The following is a 23,267-nucleotide window of genomic DNA, read 5'->3' as shown; positions in this document are numbered from 1 at the left end:
CTGGCTAATTTTGATGACTCAGCGGATCGCTGAGCAAATACCAACTATAGATATCCTGTCAACCAGCTTAAGTGTTCAACGCGATATAATCCGCGAATACCCATTGGTTGTCCCCTATCCGGTCCCAGTCATCATTGGTTTCCAAGATGATCACTTGAGCTTCCCGTTTAAGCTGGCCGACAGCTGGGAAATCCTTGCCGGGACCGCTTCTTATATTTAGCAGGTCAGCGTTGACTGTACCGCTTTTAAACGGCTGCGTCCCGGCCACCATATTCTGCTTGTATTGGTCATAGGCCAGCTGCACAGGCGGCAGAAAATTCTTCGTCGCATCGTCTACCGTATTACCGCCAAAAAAAGCGGTTCCAGGGCAGGTTTTATGGTTAAGGTATTTCGGATCATTTTCCCCGTTATCCCGGAAACCGTCGGTTTGCCGGAACCAATGATGGTACACCAGGCTGGTCGTATTAATGTCGAGGCCGAATTTCAGGCATAACAAGGCGTTCATTTTAACAATGGTATCGCTTTGCTCCGCGGTCATCGTATCCTGGTTCTTATCGAAGTTTCCGAGGTTTTCGATACACACGCCACCGGTGTTGTGTCCTTTGATACAGGTCGGGATGAGGGACAGGCTTCTGCCGACGACAATCATACCGTCCGGAAAGGTGGTATAATGCTGGGCGATCTGTCCGAATCCCCGGGTGATATGATCTTCTTCCATGCTTTCCATTTTTTCAAAATAATTACTGTTCCTGAAATTACGGTAGGAAGGGCTCCAGGTATGATGCGTCTGGATGTGCGTGATCTTTCTCAGTGTCGAAATATCCATTCCCTGCAGGTATCCCTCGAATTCGGGCAAGGTCATCAGTACAAATTTTCCTTTGGTTTGCATAACTTTTATTGTTTAACCGACTGCGGTTGGTGTTGCAGGCAGGGGTTGTTCAGGAGTGGTAGTAGCAGTGTTTGGTTTTGCAGCTGCCTGCGTGGCGCTTTCTTCTCCCTCACCGGTCTGCTGTTTTTTCAGGACATCATTTTCGGGTCCCTTTGTAGTGATATAAGCGGCGGAGGTGATGCCCGCAAGGAACAGCAAGGTGGATGAAAAAGTCGGCATGCTGAAGTTTAAGATGGTAAAGCCTATAAAATAAAGTCCCAGCACCAGGTTCCAGGCAAAGGCCTGAACACGCTGAACACTATAGCTGGTACCATCCGAGGTCAGGATATCTTTCAGGAAGTTTCCGGTAGGTTTTTTTATGACCTCTGAATTTGCTTGTTTAAATCGGGCATCGATGAAGGTGGCCGCCCCTGTCGTTGTGACGCTGATACCAAGCATCAGCAGCACGGAGGGGTTAAATCCGGTTGGCAGGTCCGTCAGCACTAAAATATAGATAAAACCACCGATAACCATGATCGTCCAGAACATCAACTGGGTAAGAGAAAAGCTGAAGGCGCTGTCATCCCCGCTTTCACGCATAACGTTGGTGCCAAGCGCCAGATATAAAAATATGGCCAGAATAACAATAAACAGGGCGATCCATGGAATCAATACCCATTGCAGATAAAAAACTACCTTTACATTGGGCGCGGATGTTTTGCTCACTTTTTGCAGGGCAGACATCCCTTCCCAGCCGATGGAGGCGTCGATGTCCGCGTTGCTTTTCCAGATACTCTGTTTGTTGTTATACAGGTAGTTCCATGCAGCCTGGGTCGTATCGTTTCTTTTCAGGGAGATATAAATATCCCCGAAATCCCCGAGCTTAACAGGTTTGGTTTTCAGGATATCCGTAGTCAACGCGGATTGCCAGCTGGTGAAAAAACCTTTCATTTCCATCCCATGAACAAAAATCACGACTTTAGCCTGATCTTTTGGCCGGTCAGCGAGAAAAGCGATGGGATTGGAAATTCTGAAATGCAGGATTGTTCCGGGATAAGCAATGCAGACCCTTCTTGCAGAATCCAGGCCGATCTCCTTTTTGATCTTCGCGATATCACTGGCCTGGTTTTCTGAAAGCCGGTCAGTGCTGATACTGACCACCTGGGCAACCATTTTTTTTACGGTATCCGCCGATATCAGCAAGGCAACGGCCGGTTTAGGGGCCGGAGCGGGTACAGGCGGGACTGTTTTCTTTTCAGCAACTACCAGCTTTGCCTGCACAGCAGGCTTGCCCGTCTGCGCGCGTACAGCGGAAAAAGCGAACATTAAGACAATAGCCAGTTTAAGGAGATTTTTCATGATGAAGATTTTGGTTATTGATGATGACAACGGTAACTGGCCAGTAGAGAGAACAGCGGCGTCTGGGAAATATCTACCCGGTCTACTTCAAAATCACTTTCGGTCCGGAGATTGCCGGGTTTAACACGGATGACATAACCGGCTTTATGGCCGTTATTGTTACCATAATCGAAACTAATACCGGGCTTTCCTGCAAACAGGTTCTTTGCTTTCGTCAGCGAGTTCATGCCAGTGCCCCAGTCATACAAATTGGTAAAATAGAGCCCACGGCCGGGATTACCTGTCGTTTCGGAAGCGGCGTGGACATCAACGAGCCTGGTCAGGAAAAGTTCATTCGGCAGATGCCAGCCTTTTTTATTTCCGGCAGAAGTCACCACAATCGATGGCGTCATTGCCTGCATGAAGGTCGCGACATTGCTGGTTTTGCTGCCATGATGATCCGCCTTGAACCCGCAGATATGCCCGGTGAGGTTCCCCTGTCCGGAGATTGGATGCGCCAGAGGTACCGCAATGGCAAAGTAGCCGGACAAGGGCTCTTCCTGATCAATATATTGGCTGTTGGTCACCCCGGCAAGATCTCCGCCGATAAAATAACGGAATTCACCGCAGCGAAGCAGGAAGGACAATGTAAAATTATTTTCGCTGGAATCACCCGGCATCGGGTTGATGGCGTTCGCCCGGCCTGTTCTCGTGTTTCCCCAGCCCGCCACGCATTCCAGCGTAACCGGTAAGTCACCGATTTTGCCTAATACCAGTTGATGACCGATCCCGCTCTGCTCATTATTCGTAAAGGAAACCATGAGCTGGCTATGTCCCCTGATCGCTGCGGGCTGAAGGGCCATGGCGGCACTGAGCATGTTTGTCCAGTTTTTCGGGATGAGCATTACATCGGGGTGCGCAGCGGTCAATTGCTGCAGGGCTGGTTGATTGGGAAAATAGCGTTGAAAGTCATAACCTCCCGGATCTACGAGGCTGTCTGCCGTAAGTTCCCCGGTTTTCATTGCCAGTAAACCGTTGTAATGATCCGTATGATAATGGGTCAGGATAATATAATTAAAATGTGTGCCGCTGGTGTCGGCGCCGGCCACCTTGTGCAGATAGGGCAATAAGAGGTCTCCGGGCTTGGACATACCGCCATCGATCAGTGTTTTGGATATATACCGGTGGGAAGGGATATCATAAATACCGATCATGGTCGCGTCCCCGTTCTCAATATTGATGTGGTGGACCTGGAGTTCCTGCTGCGCGAATGCGTTTCCGGAGAGCAGCGTCAGTAAAATAAACAGGCAGCTGTTTTTGACAAAGGAGGCCAGGGGATCCTGGAAAGCCGCCCGGGTTTGATCGATTGATAATTTCATGGTTAAGGTTTGGAAGAGGTGAATATTAAACTTGAGCGTATCGTTTCTTAATTAATTATTTTTCTTAACTCTTATTTTAAATAAAGCACACAATAAATAATTATTAATTAATTGATATTCAGTAAAATATATCCATAAAAATAAGCAGCAAAATCGAGAAAAACAACTTGTGGGAATAATATATTTTTTTTATAAATATTTTATAAAATCTACCGGAAGCAATTTGAGCGGTTGCTGAATTCAGCCTATCTTTAAGGTAATGAACAATCTTAATCTTAACAACCGAAACAACACCATTCCGCTGCTGCAATTAGGCATAGCTGCTGTTGGGCTCTATGCTATAAACAAGCTTATTTCTACTTCTAATAATACGGTAAATTACACGCTGTGGCACAGAAACCGCCTGGTTTACCACGGGATCTGTTATGCTGACCGGATCCAACTACGTTTAAATGAACACAAAAGACACGGTCTGATCTATGATGAATATGATCACGACTACGCCAAGCCGAGGGAAAAGGCTGCGCTATTGGAGAAATGGCTGATCCAAAAAGACCGCCCGAGATACAACTACCAGCATAATTATTAGTTAGGGCCAGGGGATGCTGCTTTAATGAAAGTCAGGCTACCGTTGCCGCAAGACCTGTCTCGCGCAGGGGGGAGGCGTAATTCGCTAAATTCAAAATTGCCCTCTGAATATTGAAACAGGCGGCAGCATTGAATTTAGTACAAACCCTCCTTTTCGCAAATTTGTATCGACCAGTCTGAATCGGCATCAAGCAGTCAATAGCCCCAGGATGTAAGATAAAACTTGCTTTAAAGCTCTTATAGGGATGCCTGGGCCTGAAGTTATTTCACATTGTTCAGCAGCAATATAAAGTTCCAGGAGTACTTGAAGCTTATGCTTTTTTAATTACATACCGGTTAAAAAACGCCAAAAGGCCCTGCTTCTGCCTTGGCCGGTACCGGAAATCAGCGTTTTCAGATTTTTTGTAGAAAGAACTCCCACCCTTTTCCCACTGTTTCCGCTTCATTAAATGCTGTTGCTTTGCTTACAAGGAGTTAATTCCCGGTAAAAGCGACGAAAATGCAACAGCCTGATTTAAAAGATAGCACAGACCTGCCGGATACAGGTCCATCAGCTTCCAACAAACGGAGCACCCATGGAGGAGTCAATTATTCCTGTTACCTGGAGCAGCAGGGAATCCCTTTTTCATACAAGCCGCCTTATATTTGGTCCGGCAATCCCGATGAAAATCCTGCCTGGCTCATCCATGTTTCCGTCGTCCGGCAACAATTTCAGGATCTGATCGAACCGGTAATCGATTATTTAAGATCAGGCTTGATTAGCTTTGCCATTCCTATTGATGCCGACCATCATAGCGCTATCCTGGATGGGCGGAAGGGCTTTAACCTTACCGGCAAGGCAATCAATCTTCGCGTTTGTAAAGATGACGAAGCATTGGTAATTGTTAAACGGCTAATTACCCTTACCAGGTATTTTAACGGGCCGGCGATACCCTGCGCATACGCCCTTTCGTCCTGCCTTGCTGTGAGTTACGGAACGTTATTCCCGGAACCTCAGGCATTCCCTGAAAAACAGGCCATTTTTTATGATAGCTTTTATGCAGACGTTCTGCGCCAGACACTGAGCTCGGCGGGAAAGGCCTGGCCGTTCCGGAGTATCAAACCCATTAAATCCCAAAAACAACCGCATTTATTGAAATGGCAATATATTCCTGTAACGCCTTTAAAAAGCGAACCGAAAGGAAATGTCATCAAGGCGTTGAAAGTAAACGTGGTATACAACATGCAATGGTGCATTCTGAAGCAGGGGAGGCTGTCTCAAAGCTTTGACAATACCGCGCGGGACCAGAAGGACCGTTTAAAATGGCAAATGCATGTACACAGGCTATTGGAACCAAAATCGGTTCTGCCAAAAGTAATTGAATATTTTGAGCTTCATGGTGACGGTTTCCTGGCAATGGAGTATCTAGAAGCTATGTCACTAAGTGAAAAAGCTGTTTGCCTGAGCGAAGGGACTATCTGGAGGTTCATGTCGGTCGACAGGAAAAGGGAACTCATTGATCATGCCTTGCAGGTTGTTCGGACCTTATCCGCTTTCCACGAAGCCGGCATCGTCCACCGCGACGTAACGCCGGCGAATTTCCTGGTTAACGGGGAAAACAAAGTTTATGCGATCGACATTGAACTGTCCTGTGATATCCGGTCAGGTCAACCCGCCCCTCCTTTCACTCTGGGTACGCCAGGGTACCTGTCCCCGGAACAGTACCAGGGATATGCACCATCCTTCAAAGACGACATTTATGGACTGGGTGCCTTGCTCATCAACCTTTTCACAGGAATCCTGCCGAATAAATTCAATACTGGTTCAACTACGATACTGGCAGAGGCCCTTGGCTATTTCATCGAATCCGGTTCCCTGGTCACTATGATCGCCTCCTGCGTGCATCCGGATCCGCAATTGAGACCGGACATAAATGACATAGAATGTGCCCTTTCCATTTACGACGCCCTCTTGTTAACAGGCACCCAGGCTCCGGAACATATGCATGATGGTCCATTCACCTATGAGCAGTCGTATGAAATTATCAGCGGCGCCTGCCATACGCTGATCGATCAGTTGGTCCCGGACAAGGCTAATTCCCGGGGATATACAATAAACTCCGGCAAAACAGGATGTATAACGCAATGGATTGGTTCGGCTACCCTGCCAAACGATCTGGCAGCTATTACAACAATCCTCACCTGCGCAAAAACACTTGGCTTTTCAATACCAAACCTGGACCGGCTGATCACACCATTTAACAATTATCCATTCAGCAGACGAACAAACGCTGAAGAGCGAACAGAAGAAACAGATGATCCGTGCTTAGCAATCGTACTGCGCCGTCTTAAGGGAACATTACTAAAAGAATCAGTATCGAAATTCGGTGATGAGATTTTCGTTGCCGGTTCAATACATAACGAGACGCTGAGTATTACCGGCGGATTAACCGGAACAGGACTTGCCATATTGGCTTGTACCAATGATACCGGGACCGTTTTGTATAACCGGCAGCTCGCCGGCATAATTAAAACGCTAATGGAAAAGCAGCAGCCGGATGGATCATGGTTAACGGCTACAGACCCGGCGAACAGAAAGCCACTGAAAGTTACCGGATTTATGCATGGTGTTGCAGGGATCACCTATTGCCTTTTGGAGTATTATTCCCGATTCAAATCGCCGGACCTAAGCGCGTGTATTATGGCTGCGCTGGAATGGCTCGAAGGACAACGGATACTGCAACACGGAAAACGGTTTTGGCCGGTGTGCCATGGTAATACTACTGTTGATCCCTGGCTCGAACATGGCTTTTCCGGTATTGCACTGACTTTCATCAAAGCCTACGAGGTACTGGGTATCAGTGAATACAGGCAGATCGCGTCGGAGGTACTGGGCTACCATCCGGTAGATATCACCAGTAACTACTTTTCATTTGGTAACGGGCTCAGCGGTTTGGGAGAAATTTACCTGGAAGCTTTCAAAATCTTTAAGGCCCCCGAATGGAAAACCCGGGCGGATACCATAGCCGCGGTGCTGCTGCGCAGTTCTTACCGTGACGATGAGGGCACTGCTTTCTGGCTCGACGGAACCCAGCTTCAACCCATACCGGATTTTTGGACAGGCAACAGCGGCATCATCCATTTCCTGCTTCGCTGCACCGCACCTGATAAAATAGATTTCCCTTTTCACCTGATTCATTAAGCAATGAAAAAAGATTTGATATTCGATTTCATTACCGCGCTGCTGGTATTATTGTTTCTCTACACCGGGTTAAGCAAACTACTGGATTTTAAAACGTTTGAACTCTCTATGAGATTTCAGCACCTGCCCGATTGGATTACATATCCGCTCATTTATATCCTTCCCCCGGCAGAACTGGCCGTCGCGGCGCTGCTGATCTCCGGCAAAAGCAGGATACCCGGATTATACGCATTCCTGGCGCTCATGATCAGCTTCACACTTTATGTGGGTGCGGTACTGCTGCATATGTTTCCCAAATCACCCTGTGCCTGCGGAGGGGTGATTAAATCACTGGGCTGGGGAGAACACTTTTTACTCAATCTATTATTTACCGGCCTTGCGGCAATCGCGTTAAGACATTACCGGTCACAGCGTCATTTAGCCATTAAACATAAGCCTTATGAGGCATAAGATATTTCACGCGCGAAATCAGGTTATTGCGGGTCCTGTGGTAAAACCCGTGCTCATTTCTAAACTAAATAAACCATGAAAAAGATCAGAATGGGCCTTATGGCCATTGCAGCCCTGTCAGGTGCAGGCAGCGCATTCGCATTCAGCCCTAAATCCAATGCGACTACTTATTATGCAAGGCAGACCAGCGGTACCGGTTTCCACTGGACCCAAACAGTTCCCAACCCGGCTACTGCTTCCTGTTCATCGCAGCCAAACCAGATCTGCCAGATCTCCACTAACGTGGCGCCCACTGACAACGTAGTTCCAACCGGCCATACGCCGACGAACCAGGTTTTCAAAAGCAAGTAATGCAACAGGCCTGCCGGGAAATCCGGCAGGCCAGTTTTGCTGTCAAAGGTAGCTGTCGATCAGCTTCGACATTTCCTCTTCTTCCAGCCCGGGTTTCGGGGCCAGCTTACCATCTTTATCGATCAGGACAAATGTGGGATAACCCCGCACATCGTAATCCCGGATCACGCGGTGCTCATTGCCCTTACCATCGGTATATAAGTTCAGGCTTAAAGGTGAGGTGTATTCGTTCGTTTTCAGGGTAGCCAGCCATTGCGCTCGCTTTTTGTCGATACAGATCGTTATAAAAACAACCGGGCGGTTTGCATACTTTTTTTCGATGGCCTGCATCCTTGGGGCCATCGCTTTGCAGGCCCCGCAGCCGGTGAACCAGAAATCCAACACGATTAATTTACCCCGGTAATCTTTCAGGTTAACCGGCGTATTCGCCGTGTCCGGGAGTGTAAAATCAGGCGCTGCGGCACCGGTCGTATTGGTCGCCCGGATCTTTTCCAGGACTTTGATGAAGTCCGGGTTTTTTACATAGTCAAGCGCCTGCGTGATATCTGCAACAGTGATCCCGGGACTGCTCCTCTTGGTGATAAAAAGGGCGGTTACCAATTGTTCCCGGATCTCCCCTTTGAAATGCCCGGATTCATAGGCGTAGCAATCGTGAATACTGAATCTTTTTTGTTGGAATACGCAGGAGTCTGCGAGATATTGCTGGTAGACCAGTTCTGCAGAGCACCCGGAAGCCGGTTTCCCGGAGGAATCGGCGGGCGAAAAAGAAGGAAAGCTGTTCAATGGTTTACCATATTGAACAAATGCGGTTTTAAAAGTTTCCTGTACCTCCGGCGGCTTGTTCATGCAGGTGTAGTTCAGGTACCCTAATTTGCTGCAGGTAGCGCCTGCTTTGACATCATTCGCTAATAAGCGAAAAGCTCTTAACCCTAATTGCTTTTTTTTCGTTTCGAGGTAATTTAACTGTGCTGCGGCGCCGGAATCGATATGATCGAAGATGCGCGGCAATGTTGCAGGCGTAAAACGCAGGCGCATTTGCTGGGAAAAGCGGATTGAGATCTCCCTTAACTTCTGCTGCGCGGAAAACCGCACAGCAGAAGATCCCTTAAACAGGAAAGAGCCGCTTTTCACTTCTATCACCATATCGTCCCCGGGAAAAAGGATGACCGGGCCGAGAAATGTCCTGCCCTTGTTGGGGAACAGCAGCTCGATGTATTGAGGTTGATCCCGGGCAGGGATGGAAAGCGCCAGGCGGTTCCCGCTCGCGTAAGCCGTATAGGTAGTGGCGATCTCGTCAAGTCTCCCGGTATATTGGCGGACGGTGACCAATACGGAATCCCCCGTCCGGAGGAAATCCGCAGTGCCGCCGATCCTGGCAGCTTTTTGCCCGGCGAAAAGCCGGGAAAAGACCAGCAGGCCGGTCAGTGTTACCAAAGTCATTTTTTTCATCTGCTTGTCCATGGCGTTTATCTTGGGTTTTGGGTCAGCCCCCCCAGTTGAACTTCAATATCAGGAATAGGGAACGCATACCTCGGGTCGTCCGGCGGTAAAGTATAGGTCAGGCCACCGACGGTACGCTGAAGCGTTTGGGCAAACCGGGGCTCCCTGTTTAACCTGCGCAGGTCAGTCCAGCGCAGGCCGCGGAACAGTAATTCTTTTTTCCGTTCCTGCAGTACCAGCAGCAGGGCATCATCCGCGCTTGCGGCCGTATAGGGCGCAAATGTGCCGGTCTTCCATCTTGTTTTCAGGAGTGTATTAAGGGAGGTCATCGCCCCTGTAACATCCCCTACCCTTGCCTGGCATTCTGCTTTGATCAGGTATATTTCATCCATCGCGAGGCCGTCATATTTTTGTCCTTTAAAATCATAGGACCCCACGAACCTCGGGAATTGCGGCAGCTTATCAAGGATGGCGAAAAACTTGGATTTCCGGAGATCATTGGCATCATAGCTATTGTAAAATGCCGGGTCGATATAGGTGTCCCGGCGTATATTATAGACCGTATGGCCTGTCATGTTCGAATGATAAATATCCTCTGATAAATAGCCAATGTCGATGGTGGTGGCTGTCGGTCTGTTCAGCGTATTATAGTCCGTCAATGTCGAAAACTGCGCGATGCAGGCGCTGGCATAAGACAATGCCGCCGGATACTCCCCCATAGCGAGGCTGATCCTGGCCAGCAGGGCATTTACTGCGGGCTGGGACGGGGCCGTCGGAGCAGCAGGCTTAACCGGCAATGCCGGCAATGCGGATTTCAGATCGGCCAGTACCTGCGCATAACCCTCGGCGATGCTTGAACGGCGGGGATGCGCATTAAGGTCCGAGGTCAGGCGCAGCGGGATGCCTGGCTGCCCGGCGGCCTTATCCTTGTCATATGGCAGGGCGAAAGTCTGCAGGAGCCCGTAGAATGCCCAGGCCCGGTAAAAAAGAGCCGTCGCCCTGACCTGTTCGTAGCCTGCCTTTTCATTGGCAGCCGGTTTTATACCGGGCAGCGCATCGAGCACAACATTGGCATAATAAACACTCTGGTACGGAAAATTCCAGTCGATGGCCTGCATGGTCGAGGCGTCAAAGATCTCCTTAGCCCAGGTGTAGGTATTCCGTTCATCGGATGAAAGACCGGGTAAAACCTCATCCTGGATGAGAAAATCGTCGGAGGCGATCTGGCCCAGTCCCGGATCGGGCTGGCTGTTGAAAACATCTTCGTTCTGCAGCAATCCGCGCAGGTCCGAAAGTGTGGTTGGTGTTTTCAGGGCCTGGTTAGGTTTGGTATCCAAAAAATCGTCCTGCTTTTTGCAGCTGTACATTTGAAGGCCCATGATGCAGACGATGCACCATAGCGGGCCGTTGATTGTATTTCTCATGGTTAAAATCTGGAATTAAAGCCTACGGATAAAGTTCGCGGCAGCGGAAAGGCTCCCGTATAGAGGTCAGGATCAAGATGGTCCCTGTTGGCGCGCCACAGGATACCTACGTTGTTCAGGTAGCCGAAAACTTCCAGCCTTTTGAACACCGGGCGCTGCCCGCCGAAAGGTTTAAAGGTATAGGACAGACGGATGTCCTGGAGCCGGATATGGTCGCCCTTATCCACCAGCGCCTGGGAATACTGGTAAAAAGTTTGACGGTCATAGTTCGCGGGTGGCATAAGGATAGCAGGGACATTTGTTTTTAGTTCATCACCCGGTTTTTGCCAGCGGTCCGCATAGTCCCTGTTTACGCCACCGTAGGCGATCTGGTCATAGGACAACGCTGTCGAACTCCGCCTGAAATAATAATTAAGCTTGAAGATCAGGTTGGCCGACAGCGTCCAGTTTTTGTAGCTGAACGTATTCCGGAGCGAGCCGAATGTGGCCGGCCTTGAGGGGCCATTATAATAGAGGTCTCCGACTTTCGTACCGGAGATGATCTGGTTAAAGTCCGTGCTGAGTTTGCCATCAATAAAGCCCTGCGGGTCTCCGGTATCATGCTTCAGCGGGCCGGACCTGAAACTATAGATCCCATAGATGGGCTGCCCTGCAAGGGGCGTGATGCTTCCGCCATTACCGTCGCCGGCCGCGAGATAGGTTAAGGTCGATGCCGGACTGTCGTATACGGTTACTTTGTCGATCACATGGCTGATCAACAGGTTACTTGTCCATTTAAAATCGCTTTTATAGATATTATGCGAATTCAAAACGAGATCGAAGCCCTGCCCGGATGTGCTGGCCGTGTTTCCAAAAAAGGAAACAAAGCCCGCCGATGGCGGCAAGGGTGAGCTGCCAAAAAGATCAATGCCTCTTTTCGTATAATATTCGAAGCTGCCGGAGAGCACATCATTCTTCAGGCTGTAGTCCAGCCCGAAGTTGGCGATCCGAACTTTTTCCCAGCGCAGTTCCGGGTTGCCGGGGCTGTTGATGATAAAATACGGCACCCCGGAATAGTAAGCATTACTTTGCTGCTGCAGGGTCGTCACTGCCGAAGCGCTTTTATTGACATTGGCATTGTAGCCGTACGTTGCCCTGAGTTTCAGGTACGGCAGCCAGGAGATCCGGTAAAACTGTTCTTTGCTGAGGTCCCAGGCCAGCCCCGTCGAATATAAGGGTACTGATTTCTGATTGGTTTCCACGCCAAACAAATTGGAGCGGTCGATCCTGCCGCTGATGGAAAAAGTATAGCGGTCGAGGTAAGTGTAGGCAGCATTGCCGAAATACGAAATATAGTTGTCGGTAAATTTTTCAAAGCCGAGGCTGGTCGGTACCTGGGCGGTAGCGCCTTCCGGGTTTAGGTTAAAATAGGTCGCGTAATCGACCTGGGCGAAGTTTGCCCGCGTATCCTTATCATACCCGTACACGGTCCCGCTGCGGCTTTCCGTTACGGCGGAGCTGACTTCGGCGCCCAGGATCGCGCTTATCCGGTGGCCTTTCGCGATCATCCGGTCAAAACTGATTTGTCCCCTGGCATGATGGGAGATGAGCAGCGCGTCTGATTGCTGCAGGATTCCCCCCTTGGGAACAGGATAAGTAAAGCTGCCGTCCGCGCCTGACTGCATATATTCGTTGACCAGGTTGCGCGTATAGAAAGTGGCGGGGCTGGAATAATTACCGGCATTGCTGGCCTGTTTTTCAAATTGGTATTTCAGCGAGGCTTCCAGGCCCGGGATGATCCGGTATTGCGCGCCGGCGTTGATCCGGTTTTCGACAGATGAACTGGTATTATCCGCATTCCGGAGTTCATCCAGCGGGCGGTAAAGCCAGTCCAGGTAGCCCTGTTGCTGCGCGTCTTTGGCGAATTCGTAGTTCAGGCCTTTTACGATAGGCAATGCGTTGCCATTCCCGTCGGCGAAAGATTCGTAAGGGAAACTAAAGTTGACGTAACGGCCGCCTGCGGAGATGTTCCCGGCCGTGCTGTTGGCTGCTGCATTCGTCTGTATATAATTGACCGCGGCGGAAAGCTGCAGGTTTTTTAAGGGGTAGAAATTATAGTTCGCGTTCAGCGTGATCCGGTTATTGTTATTACCGACCAGTGTTGCGCTGTTATGATCCTCCCCTGCCGAAAAATAATAATCGCTTTTATCACTGCCTCCCCGGAAATTCAGGCTGTACTGCTGCAGGAAACTTCGCCTGTAGAAATATTTATCCAGCTGGGCCCTGGTATCCTGTTTGCGCAGCGCGCTGATCTGCGCATCGGCCTGCGCTGTGGAAAGGCTGCCATCCCGTTGGGCGGTCAGGATATCGACTACCGGGGAAATGACCTGGAGCGGGTCGCCGGCCTGCCCGTCATAAAAGCCGGTCTTAAAGAGCCGCTGTTCGATATCGATATAATCTGATGCATTCAAAAAGCCTGGACTGTAAAACAGGTCGGGTTTTGCTGAAGCGCTTACGTTGGCGTTCAGTTCGACAGCGAGTTTTTCGTTTCGCTTCCCCTTCTTACTTGTCAGTACGATTACCCCATTCCCTGACCTGACGCCCCAGATGCTTGCGGCCGCAGCATCTTTTAGTATGGTGATGTTTTCGATGTCATTCGGATTGATATTGGTTATATCGCCGTCAAAGGGAAAACCATCCAGTACGACCAGGGGCTGGCTGTTTGAAAAAAGGGTGTTCGTCCCTCTGATGCTGATATCGCTGTTGCCCCTTGAAGAGCCGCTGGTATTCCGGTTGAAAAGCAAGCCTGGCACAAGGCCTTCGAGCCGGCTGACGATATCGGTGCCGGTACGGCGGTTGACCAGCTCGTTGTTCAGTTGGGCGAAGGAACCCGTTGCGCGTTCTTTGGGGATATTCTGGTAGCCTGTCGATACGACGCTGACCTCGGTAATGGCTGCTGTCGCCGGGGACAGCGTGACTTTCTGGTAAGGCATACCGGCTTTGACCATAAAGGTATAGGGTCTAAAACCGATGAAGGATATCGAAACCTCCTCGCCCGCTTCAGCGCTAAATGCAAATTTCCCGGCTTCATCGGTATAAAAATAACCGTCACGGCCCTTAATACGGATCGTCGCGGAATTCAAAGGCCTGCCGGAGGTATCCCGTACTTCCCCGGTTACGTTCACGGCTGCCTTGGAAGGCAATGGCTTTTGAGCTGCAGGCGCCTGGTTTTTCCTGGAGATAACCACCATCTTTTCCTGCAGTTCATAATCGAGGGGTTGTTCATCAAATATTTTTTTGAGCACCGGGGCCAGTTCCTCCTGGCGTACCGTGATGGTCACCGGTCTGGCATAGGGAATGACCCTTTCCGGCAATATGAAATCGAAGCCGGTCTGGTTGCTGATCTTTTCCATGACGGACAGCAGGGTGCTGTTCTTCTCTGCTAAAGTGACCTTCTGGGTCATTGGCATGGCGCTGGCCTGCATGTTGAGGATCGCCATTAAAAGGGCCACGAGCCGGAAGGTTTTCAGTACCGTTGAGGCACGACGGTGCTGCCTTGCCAATTTTTCTTTGTAAAAACTGTACATTCGTTGTTGGAGTTGGGAGCGTTGCAGCCGTTCAATTGAGACGGTTCGGCGGCAGCGCGGTTCGTTAATAGTTTAAAATTGTTAAGGGTGCCAGCTAAAGCCAGGTTACCGACTGGAATCGGTTTCCTGGCTTTCTTAACTAACTGATTCTTATCACAGAAATATTATCTCATTACGGTCACCCTCCTTCCTTCAACTTTAAAGCGGACTATTTTGGTTGCCTCGAGGGCGGTCAGCACCTTGCTGATATTTTTGGAGCGGGAAATTCTGCCGTTTAGCTTTTCTGCAGAGACCGGGCCTTCATACCGGACCTCGATATCGTACCAGCGGGCGAGCTCCCGCATCACCTGTTCGACAGGAGTATTATCAAATCTGAAATAACCGTTTTTCCAGGCCATCACCTGTTCCATGCTCGCATCTGCCAGCCTGAACGTGTGACCGGTGAACAATGCCTGTTCTCCGGGTATTAATATGTTGCTGCTGCTATGGTCAGCAGTACTGATCTTCACCTGGCCTTCGAGGAGTGTTGTGCGGATCACCTGTTCGTCTTTATATGCTCGGACATTGAAATGGGTACCCAGTACCTTTATCTCCTGCCCGCCGCTTTTCACGGTGAAGGGATGTTTTTTGTCTTTAGCCACCTCGAAATAGGCCTCCCCTTCGAGGGTGACATTTCGCTCGCGTTTGTTCCGGAAACTGGCGGGATAAGTAAGGGAGGAAGAATTGTTCAGCCAAACTTTTGTTCCGTCCTCCAGGCAAATATTCCATATCCCGCCTGCGGGCGTACTAATAGTATTGTAACCTGCCTGGTCGCCTCCCTTCCGGTCATCAACTGGCTGATAAACCACCTGACCGGAGCCGTTTTTCAGGATCCGGATGCCGGGTTGAACCGCGAGTCCTCCCGTCGCCGCATCGGCAAGGTCAATCTTTTTACCGCCGGCAAGCGTCAGTATGGCCTTATTGCCACCCGGGGGAATGTCCTGGGGCTTAAGGGCCGCGGTTGGCTCATTTTTATGAAAGATAAGCTGCACGATCAGCGAGATCACGAGCATAACGACTGCAGCTGCCGCCAGGAGCGTTCCCCGATTGATTTTGTTGTTTGAACCTCCGGGCAGTTTCCTGAATATTTTTTCCCCGGCTTCCTGCAATTGCCGGGGGGAAATATTCACCGGGTCTTCGTTATATCCGAGGTACCATGATTCCAGAAGCGCCTTTTCCGCTTCGCTGCATTTACCTTCGGCGTATTTATTTAAAAGATCTTTTATCGCTTTCTTTTCCATGTCCATTGGCGGGTGTATCCGGTTTTGAATACAAGACGGCCAGGCAGAGCTGAACAGGAAGATTTTTTTATTCTTTTTTTTGGATAAACTTTCTGTCGTAATTCCTAAATAATCATACACTTTCATTGCTGTATATCAGCAATTATAAAAAGATGCTAACAGCCAATTTGGAACCGAACACTGAGTGTCCGGTTCCGTTACACGAATTATCCGATAGTTTTAGTATAATAAGTTACCTTTCAATCGTTTAGAATTCTGGAATATAAATTGTCCCGATCAATCGATTTGAAAGCATACCTGTTTCCTGTTAATCTTTACGATGTCCTGCTGCTGGGCTCGGTTTTTACCGGGCTGGCTTTTGTGCTGTTATTAGGCTTTGTCAGCAATACGAATCGTACGGCGAACCGTTTGCTGAGCCTGCTTTTATTTGTTGTGAGCCTCTGGCTGGCCTGGGTGTTAGGCAGGGATATCAGGTTAGCGCGCTACTTCCCTGGCTGGGAACGCCTGCCGCTCAGGTTTTCACTGGCTGCCGGGCCGCTGCTTTACTTCTATGTACTTCAAACAACCCGGCCGGCATATAAAATGCGTTACCGGGACTGGCTCCATTTTATCCCCTTAAGCCTGGAATTGTACACGCAAATCTTTGCCCTCCATATGAATTTTGCAGTTCCGGCGCTGACGTTTTGCTCCGCGACGGTTTATTTATACTTATCGCACAGGGCCATAGCTCACTATTATGAAAACCTGAAGTTTAACGAAGGTGACCGGTACCGGCGTCATTTCAGGGGACTGCAAAATTCACTGACAGGTCTGAATTTGTTAGGATTATTGTGGCTGCTCTTTGCAGTCACGGGCTATATCTATGACCACCATCAATTAACCCTCCGGGCCTATTGTCCCTTTTATCTGCTATTGGCCGTATTGGTGATCCGTATGGCGGCTTTAGCCCTGGTAAGATCTGCGGCCGTCCCGTTAACCGTGGCCTCATCAAGGGCAGGCGTTTTAAAGCCGGCAGAATTGAAGCGAAAAGCTGCCTGGCTGAAGAAAACCATGCAAGCCGCCCGGCATTACCAGGATGCCGAACTCACCCTAAGCTCCCTCGCGGGGGCGCTTGGCCTGACCACGCATGAACTTTCCCGGATCATCAACCAGGGTCTGAAAAAAAGCTTCCATGACTTTGTCAATGAATACCGTGTGGCGGAAGTGATCCGAAAGATGCAGGAGCCCGCGTTCGACCGGCTGAACCTGATGGGCATTGCCTATGATTCCGGCTTCAATTCGAAAAGCACTTTTCACCGGATCTTTAAACAATTGACCGGCAGGAGCCCGGCGGATTACAAGGCCGAACAACAGAAAGAACTCCCAGTTTATAAAGTGAGACCCGTTTCTGCTCCGGAGGCGATAATATTGCGGCACAAAGCCATCCCGGTATGGGCTGGCGGTCCATTAAACCGCAATTATATGTTTAAGAATTATTTAAAGATCACCTTACGGAACTTCTGGAACAACAAGCTCTCCACGCTGATCAATGTGATCAGTTTGTCCGTTGGTACCACCGCCGCCCTGTTCATCTATTTACTGGTTCATTTTGACTTTAGTTTCGACCGCTTCCACAAAGACCGTGACCGGATCTACCGCGTGGTCACCAATGCTGCGGGTTCCGGTCAGACGAGCTATAACGCGGGCATATCCGGCGCGGCGATCGAAGTATTAAAAGATCAGCTGACCGGTATTGACGCAAGTGCCCGGCTGTTCAGCCTGTACCAGCCCAACGTTTCCATCCCCTCGGGCCAGTCCCAAACTGCTTTCAAAGCCCAGGATAATGTCAGCCTTGCCGACGCGGGTTATTTCCGGCTGTTTTCCTATCAATGGCTTGCAGGCAATGCCGCGCAGGCGCTGTCACAACCCAACCATGTGGTACTGACCGCCGGCCAGGCCAAAAAGTATTTTCCCACACTGAGCTATAGCGAAATGCTCGGGCGAACGGTGCTGTACGATTCTCTCAGAACGACGGTCAGCGGCGTGGTCGCAGATATCACAGAAAATACAGACCTGACCTTCCATGACTTCATTTCTTTTCCTACCGTACCGGTAACACCTGCCTTAAAGACACAAGTGTTGATCAATAGTTTCCAGGGCATAACCCCCGAGCAACAACTGTTTGTCAGGCTGCCTGAATCCTCCTCAGCCGAATGGGTGACCAGGCAATTCAACCAGTTGTACAAGCATACTTATCCACCCTCAGTAAAGCAGACCGGCACATCATCTTTCTATCTGCAACCGTTGTCAGACCTGCATTTCAACGCCAATTACGGCACTTATGGGAATGGCCGGGTGGCCAACAAGACGACACTTTACGAGTTATCAGCGATCGCGGTATTCCTGTTACTATTGGGCTGTATCAATTTCATCAACCTGACCACCGCGCATTCGGTTAAACGGGCCAGGGAGATCGGTATTCGTAAGACCATGGGCAGCCGGCGGGGCCAGCTGATCGCGCAATTCATCACCGAAACCCTGATGGTCACCTTGATCGCCGTAGGCCTTTCAGCGGTCCTGATGCCTTTGCTGCTCCACGAGTTTGCCGGCTTTATCCCGGCCGGCGTGAATGCCGGTTTGCTCCTCCGGCCGGTTATCCCCGTATTCCTGCTCCTGTTAGCTATTGTGGTAGCGCTCGCTGCCGGTTTTTACCCTGCTATGATTTTATCAGGCTATAACCCGGTCTTGGTATTAAAAGGCCAGGTGCAAAATGAAAGCAGCAAGACACGCGCCGCCACTTTGCGAAAATCACTGACGGTGGCACAGTTCGTCATCGCCCAGTTTTTCGTTATGGCAACGATCCTGGTCAGCAAACAAATCTATTATGCGCTCCATAAAGACCTGGGCTTTAAAAAAGAGGCGATCCTGATCATCAACTCACCGTGGAAGGACCGTCAGCTGGGCAAAGTGAAAGTGTTCATGGACAAACTGAACGCGATTCCGCAGGTGGAATGGGTCAGCGCCGGACGGGACGCACCTATGTCCAATGACCCGCATTTCGCCTCAGCGGTCTATCGTGACGGCAAAAAAGAGGTCAAGCTCGACCAGATCGGTGAAAAGTTCGGCGACCGGCATTACATCGATGTTTACCATATTCATTTGCTTGCCGGCCGAAATCTCCAACCGCAGGATACCGTTAATACCGTGCTGATCAACCAAACCCTGGTGCGCTTACTTGGATTTAAAGACCCGCACGAGGCCATTGGAAAATCGCTCCAAGGATTCAACGGTCAAATCCTAACCCGTATTATTGGTGTCGTCGCCGACTTTCACCAGGAATCCATACACGCACCGGTCATACCGCTGGTAATCCTGACCAGCACCAATCTTTACTTTAACGGTACGTTTCATATCGCTTTAAAATCAAATACCGCGGGCAATTGGGCAGCTGCTATCGGCAGCATGCAGGCCGCCTGGAAAGCGGTTTACCCGGAAGAGGATTTCAGCTACCAGTTTTTTGATCAGAGCATCGCCCAGCTTTACACCGGCGAACAAAACACTTCGAAATTATTGAACTGGGTGACCTGCTGTTCCGTATTGATCAGTTGCCTGGGTCTGCTTGGCTTAACGATATATACGGCTAACCAACGAAAGAAAGAGATCGGCATCCGTAAGGTTATGGGCGCGTCAGTGGCGCAAATGGTTGTACTTTTATCCTCTGAATTGACCATGCTTATTGTACTTGCTTTTGTAATCGCTACACCGCTGGCATGGTTGGCGATGAACAAATGGATGCAGGGCTTTGCGGACCGGACCACCATCAGCTGGTGGGTATTTATTGCCAGCGGGGCAGGGATGTTCATCCTGGCCATGTTAACTTCGGCTTCCCAGACCATAAAGGCGGCCCTAACGAACCCGGTCAAGAGTATCCGGAATCAGTAGCAAAATCTTATTTGTAAGTTCATGAAAATATGTATGATTACCTATGAATAAAGTGTATGATAGACTTGAATAATGACACTTTCAAATTCGAAACTCCCGATCGAAAATTCCGGATTTGGACGTACCGGTATATTTGATGCAGTTGGCTACCAGGCAGAAGGTCGCTTCGGTGATGATATTGCCTGGGGATTGTACAACTATCCCGGATATTCTCAGGTCGAATGTAACGAAAAGCACCAGGATCAAGATGTAGTACCATAAAATATCGTACTACATTTTGATCGTAAATAACAACTAATTATTTGAGAACACCCGGTAATTAGCATAACAAATCAAACCTGCTTTTAGTATTCAAAAATGTCAGGTTATTAAAGGATGCTGCGAGCCTCCTCCTAAATATGTAATTTCGCACCATGTCAGAACGCCTTGCAGCCCATTTCGAAAACCGCAGCTATTATTTCGTCATTGATTCCCGGAAAGAAAATGAGATCAAAATTACCATGTACGGGACACCCTACACCTTTATTAAAAATGGCGAAAGCTGGCGGAACAGCCAGTCCAACCTGATGGAGATGAAGTCAGGACTTATAGGTGCCGTGATGCTGGCCGCCGGGATCATTTGAGTGGCGAATGTTGCAAAACGGAGAGATGGCATCATTCTTATTAAATGAATCCATTTTATTTATTTAAAATGAATAATTTATCACCTGTTATTGAGGGTATTAAAACCCCAATAGGGATGGTATTTGACGAACCCTGTCCTCCCGAAGGACTCTTGTATTCTTGATATTGCAGCTAATGCCGCTTTTCGAAAAATTGATCAGAAAAGGACAGGAATCAAAAGACTTGCGATATGATCAGCACATAATAATCAGCTAAAAGTATACTGTTTCCAGGGGATTCTTGAGGGATGCACATTTGCCAAAAAAGCAACAATGTCTTTCCGCCCCTGGTAAGTTGGGCGGCCATTCTGGTCTTGTGCCATTAGGATAATCGGCATTTCCGGAAAATACCGCTGAAATGCGGCTCGCGCTTCGCTACATTCATTACTATTGTTAATGATATGTGGTTTTACGATAACAATAGCAAATGTTACCCCTTGTTCTTTGATGATTGCGCCTTCCATATTCATATTTTGATATTAATTTATTAAGCTTCTCGCGTTTGCATGGCCATTAGCCTCAATTTGCGTTTCTGTAATTCCATGTGATGCTGTATAGTCGCATCATAATCTGTTTCTCCATGCGTCATCTTGTTGACCATGATGAAAATCTCGATACCTAGCAAAAGTAAGGCCCACAACGCCCACACAAATAAAGCCGGCCCTGAATCCCGCAGGATGTGGTACATCAGCTGTAGTTCAAAAAGAAACCCGCTGTTTGCTTTAGCTTCTTGCTCCACTTCGCTCCGCAACTTCAAGACTCGGTTTTCCTGTCCGATCTTTATTGATCGGAGATCTTTAATTTGCTGATCCATCGGCGCCAGCATAGCTATCTTTGGATTTTGAATGGAGTTAACTGTGGATGTCGTTCTTTGCACGACCCTGTTTTGAGTTGTCGAAGTCTTATTGGTATCAACTCTTATAGTAGGAACCAGTATAGGGTTGGTTTGCTTCGTGACAATGTTAATCGTTGGATTTTTATTGACGTCATCGGCTATAGCTTTACGATCTATCTCTTTTTTATTTATCGTTGAATCCGTTTCCGCAAGTTGTCTCTTTAATTCTGCTTGCTTGGCCGGTAACAAAGAGTCAACCTGCGCATTTAGCTCAAATAATGCTTTGTGTTTGATATCCTCACGGAAAATGATTTGGTCAATGATAATCGAGCCGATGACCGCCATTACCAGAGCGATAAAAGCTCGCACGCCATATTTCCATTTGCTTTGCGAATCTGAAAGAATAATTTGTCTTTCTACCTGCAAAATGATCAGTACAAATAAAACCCCTCCAAGAATACTGTAGTACCATTCTGCTGCCAGGTATTTGCTAACAAAGGAATAGCCTATAAATGCCCATAGGATGCAAATGATCATTAGCGCAGCCGTGTAACGCTTGACTGCACGGTGGGCAATTTCACTGCAGCCTTGCAGTACTTCATATTTATAGCCTGTAAGAAAACACCCGAACTTGATCCAACGGTCTTTCATCGTTAAAATCTCCTTGATAAAATATGGTGGTGGGAAATGGCCGCCAGGCCGTTTTTGAAACCCCGTGTATAGCTGATCAGGATACCTTTGCAATCCCCTTCCTCGCGTGCCGTGTCAGCCTCGATGGCTTTTACCTTGTCGATATGCCCCTGTGCGATCTTTTTTTTCATCTCCAGCTCCTCGACCATATCTACCATACCGCTCCGGGACCTGCTCGTAATGTGAAATTCAGTTTCCTGGACAAAATCTTCGTAGAACGTTTTTACTTTATTGAGTGTCCGGATCAGTTCGCTTTTAAGCGCCTCCAGGTTTTGGTTCAGGTTGCTGACATCAGGGTTTACCAAAGCATCGTCATAACCTTTTACTTCATGATTTTTATCCATAAAGGAATACAGCACACCAATATGATGATCAACCTGCGTTTGCGTCGGAGCCTGTTCCTTTGGAGCAGATGTTTCAACAAATACACGCTCCTCAACTTCTGGCAGAGCTGGTGCAGGGTTCAGATAATGCCCGTTGAGGGGCGGAGTCTGTGCACCATTATTGTCGGCGCGTTTAAAAAAACTAAACATAAGTTCAAACTATTAGGACTGGTACTTTGAATTTACTGTGGCCTCGTTGGTGACAGCTTTTGCATAAGGTGATCATCAGAAAATCGGGATAATCCCAGGGGACTTTAAATCTTTTCATTTCCTTGATATATTGGTACTGGCGGTGATGCACCTGGATTTCGTCTGTGCCTTTGCAAATTAAGCAACACCCATTATCGCGGTTGATGATTTCATTTCGCTTAGCCTTCCAGCGCGGGTCTAATAGCAAATTGCCATAAGAGCCGTGCGGTGGCGGATCAATAGGCGGCGCACCGGGATCGGCTCCGGTCGGTTCGTCGTCACGCCGGTAGCGTCCAACCTGCTTTTGGTTCCCGATCCCCGGGGTGCTGTAACGATTGATTTGCATAATAAGGTTTAGGATAGCGTTCCGGTTAGCTGCATTCTTTGAGCTTTAGCAGATTATCAGATTTGACATCATCTGCTACTGTCTTTACATACTTTGTACCCTTATCAGTTGTCTTTGCTACAAGTTTTGCCTTGTTGCCGGCGGCATCTTTCACGTAGGCTTCGCCGCCATCTTTTACAAAATCGTGCATTTCAACGCGGGTGCTGGTTCCGTTTTTTTGATCGGCTTCATTTATCCAATTCATGCTCTTGATAGCAACATATGGATTTTCATGATTGCCGTTATCTTTTTTTATACAAGTGATTTTTACTGACATAATATTCTTTAATATGTCTCAAAAATACATCGCGTTGCAGGGGGATTTTTACGGAAAACC

At 48.8% G+C, this 23,267-nt stretch carries 18 protein-coding genes; 6 read left to right on the top strand and 12 right to left on the bottom strand.

Annotated features, from left to right (window positions below; genetic code table 11):
* Positions 1 to 67: 67 nt before the first annotated feature.
* The 3 genes from ACFFGT_RS10430 to ACFFGT_RS10420 are packed head-to-tail and all read right to left on the bottom strand — an operon-like array spanning position 68 to position 3,585.
* A complete protein-coding gene (locus ACFFGT_RS10430; RefSeq protein WP_377022467.1) occupies positions 68 to 889 on the bottom strand; it encodes an N-acetylmuramoyl-L-alanine amidase in 822 nt (273 codons plus the stop codon).
* Between the two features lie 12 nt (positions 890 to 901).
* On the bottom strand, positions 902 to 2,227 hold the full coding sequence (locus tag ACFFGT_RS10425) for a hypothetical protein (protein WP_377022466.1): 1,326 nt from the start codon (positions 2,225 to 2,227) through the stop codon (positions 902 to 904).
* 14 nt (positions 2,228 to 2,241) lie between these two features.
* On the bottom strand, positions 2,242 to 3,585 hold the full coding sequence (locus tag ACFFGT_RS10420; RefSeq protein WP_377022465.1) for an MBL fold metallo-hydrolase: 1,344 nt from the start codon (positions 3,583 to 3,585) through the stop codon (positions 2,242 to 2,244).
* A gap of 259 nt (positions 3,586 to 3,844) precedes the next feature.
* Between ACFFGT_RS10420 and ACFFGT_RS10415 the strand changes: the two genes are divergently transcribed.
* The 4 genes from ACFFGT_RS10415 (at position 3,845) to ACFFGT_RS10400 (ending at position 8,155) form a co-directional block, all read left to right on the top strand.
* Entirely contained in the window at positions 3,845 to 4,174 is a 330-nt protein-coding gene (locus ACFFGT_RS10415; protein ID WP_377022464.1) for a hypothetical protein, read from the top strand.
* Between the two features lie 498 nt (positions 4,175 to 4,672).
* Positions 4,673 to 7,354 carry a lanthionine synthetase LanC family protein gene (locus ACFFGT_RS10410; RefSeq protein ID WP_377022463.1) on the top strand — a complete coding sequence of 894 codons (2,682 nt, stop codon included), beginning with the start codon at positions 4,673 to 4,675 and terminating at the stop codon, positions 7,352 to 7,354.
* A 3-nt stretch (positions 7,355 to 7,357) separates the two neighbouring features.
* Positions 7,358 to 7,804 carry a MauE/DoxX family redox-associated membrane protein gene (locus ACFFGT_RS10405; RefSeq protein WP_377022462.1) on the top strand — a complete coding sequence of 149 codons (447 nt, stop codon included), beginning with the start codon at positions 7,358 to 7,360 and terminating at the stop codon, positions 7,802 to 7,804.
* A gap of 75 nt (positions 7,805 to 7,879) precedes the next feature.
* Positions 7,880 to 8,155, top strand: a complete 276-nt coding sequence (locus ACFFGT_RS10400; protein WP_377022461.1) for a DUF6520 family protein — start codon at positions 7,880 to 7,882, stop codon at positions 8,153 to 8,155.
* A gap of 42 nt (positions 8,156 to 8,197) precedes the next feature.
* Here ACFFGT_RS10400 and ACFFGT_RS10395 read toward each other — a convergent pair whose 3' ends face one another.
* From ACFFGT_RS10395 to ACFFGT_RS10380, 4 genes are all read right to left on the bottom strand, one after another.
* Positions 8,198 to 9,616, bottom strand: coding sequence for a TlpA family protein disulfide reductase (locus tag ACFFGT_RS10395; RefSeq protein WP_377022460.1), 1,419 nt, complete (start codon positions 9,614 to 9,616; stop codon positions 8,198 to 8,200).
* Between the two features lie 5 nt (positions 9,617 to 9,621).
* Entirely contained in the window at positions 9,622 to 11,019 is a 1,398-nt protein-coding gene (locus tag ACFFGT_RS10390) for a RagB/SusD family nutrient uptake outer membrane protein (protein WP_377022459.1), read from the bottom strand.
* Between the two features lie 2 nt (positions 11,020 to 11,021).
* Entirely contained in the window at positions 11,022 to 14,585 is a 3,564-nt protein-coding gene (locus ACFFGT_RS10385) for a SusC/RagA family TonB-linked outer membrane protein (RefSeq protein ID WP_377022458.1), read from the bottom strand.
* 164 nt (positions 14,586 to 14,749) lie between these two features.
* Positions 14,750 to 15,865 (bottom strand): FecR family protein, encoded by a 1,116-nt coding sequence (locus ACFFGT_RS10380; RefSeq protein WP_377022457.1) that lies wholly within the window; start codon positions 15,863 to 15,865, stop codon positions 14,750 to 14,752.
* Positions 15,866 to 16,150: 285 nt separating this feature from the next.
* On the opposite strand from ACFFGT_RS10380, the gene ACFFGT_RS10375 reads away from it, so the two are divergent.
* Together ACFFGT_RS10375 and ACFFGT_RS10370 are read left to right on the top strand one after the other, a co-directional pair.
* Positions 16,151 to 19,786 carry an FtsX-like permease family protein gene (locus ACFFGT_RS10375; protein WP_377022456.1) on the top strand — a complete coding sequence of 1,212 codons (3,636 nt, stop codon included), beginning with the start codon at positions 16,151 to 16,153 and terminating at the stop codon, positions 19,784 to 19,786.
* 413 nt (positions 19,787 to 20,199) lie between these two features.
* On the top strand, positions 20,200 to 20,409 hold the full coding sequence (locus ACFFGT_RS10370) for a hypothetical protein (protein WP_377022455.1): 210 nt from the start codon (positions 20,200 to 20,202) through the stop codon (positions 20,407 to 20,409).
* 248 nt (positions 20,410 to 20,657) lie between these two features.
* Here the strand turns inward: ACFFGT_RS10370 and ACFFGT_RS10365 are convergent, their stop codons facing one another.
* The 5 genes from ACFFGT_RS10365 to ACFFGT_RS10345 are packed head-to-tail and all read right to left on the bottom strand — an operon-like array spanning position 20,658 to position 23,207.
* Complete coding sequence (locus tag ACFFGT_RS10365) at positions 20,658 to 20,918, bottom strand: hypothetical protein (protein ID WP_377022454.1); 261 nt, start codon at positions 20,916 to 20,918, stop codon at positions 20,658 to 20,660.
* Between the two features lie 17 nt (positions 20,919 to 20,935).
* Positions 20,936 to 21,934, bottom strand: coding sequence for a DUF4407 domain-containing protein (locus ACFFGT_RS10360; RefSeq protein WP_377022453.1), 999 nt, complete (start codon positions 21,932 to 21,934; stop codon positions 20,936 to 20,938).
* Between the two features lie 2 nt (positions 21,935 to 21,936).
* Positions 21,937 to 22,506: a hypothetical protein gene (locus ACFFGT_RS10355; RefSeq protein ID WP_377022452.1), complete on the bottom strand. Its 570-nt coding sequence runs from the start codon at positions 22,504 to 22,506 to the stop codon at positions 21,937 to 21,939.
* A gap of 4 nt (positions 22,507 to 22,510) precedes the next feature.
* Positions 22,511 to 22,891 (bottom strand): HNH endonuclease, encoded by a 381-nt coding sequence (locus tag ACFFGT_RS10350; RefSeq protein WP_377022451.1) that lies wholly within the window; start codon positions 22,889 to 22,891, stop codon positions 22,511 to 22,513.
* A 25-nt stretch (positions 22,892 to 22,916) separates the two neighbouring features.
* The gene (locus tag ACFFGT_RS10345; RefSeq protein WP_377022450.1) at positions 22,917 to 23,207 is read right to left on the bottom strand and encodes a DUF3892 domain-containing protein; all 291 of its coding nucleotides are present in this window, start codon (positions 23,205 to 23,207) and stop codon (positions 22,917 to 22,919) included.
* Positions 23,208 to 23,267 lie beyond the last annotated feature (60 nt).

It is taken from the genome of Mucilaginibacter angelicae (assembly GCF_042434235.1).
Taxonomy (GTDB): domain Bacteria; phylum Bacteroidota; class Bacteroidia; order Sphingobacteriales; family Sphingobacteriaceae; genus Mucilaginibacter; species Mucilaginibacter angelicae.
Note: the sequence above shows the minus strand (reverse complement) of the source record. Positions and strands in the feature narration are given on the sequence as shown.

What these genes read in the sequence shown, in the direction of transcription:
- ACFFGT_RS10415 (WP_377022464.1), top strand. Translation starts at nt 3,845, where the DNA reads ATGAACAATCTTAATCTTAACAACCGAAACAACACCATTCCGCTGCTG.
- ACFFGT_RS10390 (WP_377022459.1), bottom strand. Translation starts at nt 11,019, where the DNA reads ATGAGAAATACAATCAACGGCCCGCTATGGTGCATCGTCTGCATCATG.
- ACFFGT_RS10365 (WP_377022454.1), bottom strand. Translation starts at nt 20,918, where the DNA reads ATGAATATGGAAGGCGCAATCATCAAAGAACAAGGGGTAACATTTGCT.
- ACFFGT_RS10400 (WP_377022461.1), top strand. Translation starts at nt 7,880, where the DNA reads ATGAAAAAGATCAGAATGGGCCTTATGGCCATTGCAGCCCTGTCAGGT.
- ACFFGT_RS10380 (WP_377022457.1), bottom strand. Translation starts at nt 15,865, where the DNA reads ATGGAAAAGAAAGCGATAAAAGATCTTTTAAATAAATACGCCGAAGGT.
- ACFFGT_RS10410 (WP_377022463.1), top strand. Translation starts at nt 4,673, where the DNA reads ATGCAACAGCCTGATTTAAAAGATAGCACAGACCTGCCGGATACAGGT.
- ACFFGT_RS10405 (WP_377022462.1), top strand. Translation starts at nt 7,358, where the DNA reads ATGAAAAAAGATTTGATATTCGATTTCATTACCGCGCTGCTGGTATTA.
- ACFFGT_RS10425 (WP_377022466.1), bottom strand. Translation starts at nt 2,227, where the DNA reads ATGAAAAATCTCCTTAAACTGGCTATTGTCTTAATGTTCGCTTTTTCC.
- ACFFGT_RS10420 (WP_377022465.1), bottom strand. Translation starts at nt 3,585, where the DNA reads ATGAAATTATCAATCGATCAAACCCGGGCGGCTTTCCAGGATCCCCTG.
- ACFFGT_RS10345 (WP_377022450.1), bottom strand. Translation starts at nt 23,207, where the DNA reads ATGTCAGTAAAAATCACTTGTATAAAAAAAGATAACGGCAATCATGAA.
- ACFFGT_RS10370 (WP_377022455.1), top strand. Translation starts at nt 20,200, where the DNA reads ATGTCAGAACGCCTTGCAGCCCATTTCGAAAACCGCAGCTATTATTTC.
- ACFFGT_RS10360 (WP_377022453.1), bottom strand. Translation starts at nt 21,934, where the DNA reads ATGAAAGACCGTTGGATCAAGTTCGGGTGTTTTCTTACAGGCTATAAA.
- ACFFGT_RS10350 (WP_377022451.1), bottom strand. Translation starts at nt 22,891, where the DNA reads ATGCAAATCAATCGTTACAGCACCCCGGGGATCGGGAACCAAAAGCAG.
- ACFFGT_RS10395 (WP_377022460.1), bottom strand. Translation starts at nt 9,616, where the DNA reads ATGGACAAGCAGATGAAAAAAATGACTTTGGTAACACTGACCGGCCTG.
- ACFFGT_RS10430 (WP_377022467.1), bottom strand. Translation starts at nt 889, where the DNA reads ATGCAAACCAAAGGAAAATTTGTACTGATGACCTTGCCCGAATTCGAG.
- ACFFGT_RS10385 (WP_377022458.1), bottom strand. Translation starts at nt 14,585, where the DNA reads ATGTACAGTTTTTACAAAGAAAAATTGGCAAGGCAGCACCGTCGTGCC.
- ACFFGT_RS10355 (WP_377022452.1), bottom strand. Translation starts at nt 22,506, where the DNA reads ATGTTTAGTTTTTTTAAACGCGCCGACAATAATGGTGCACAGACTCCG.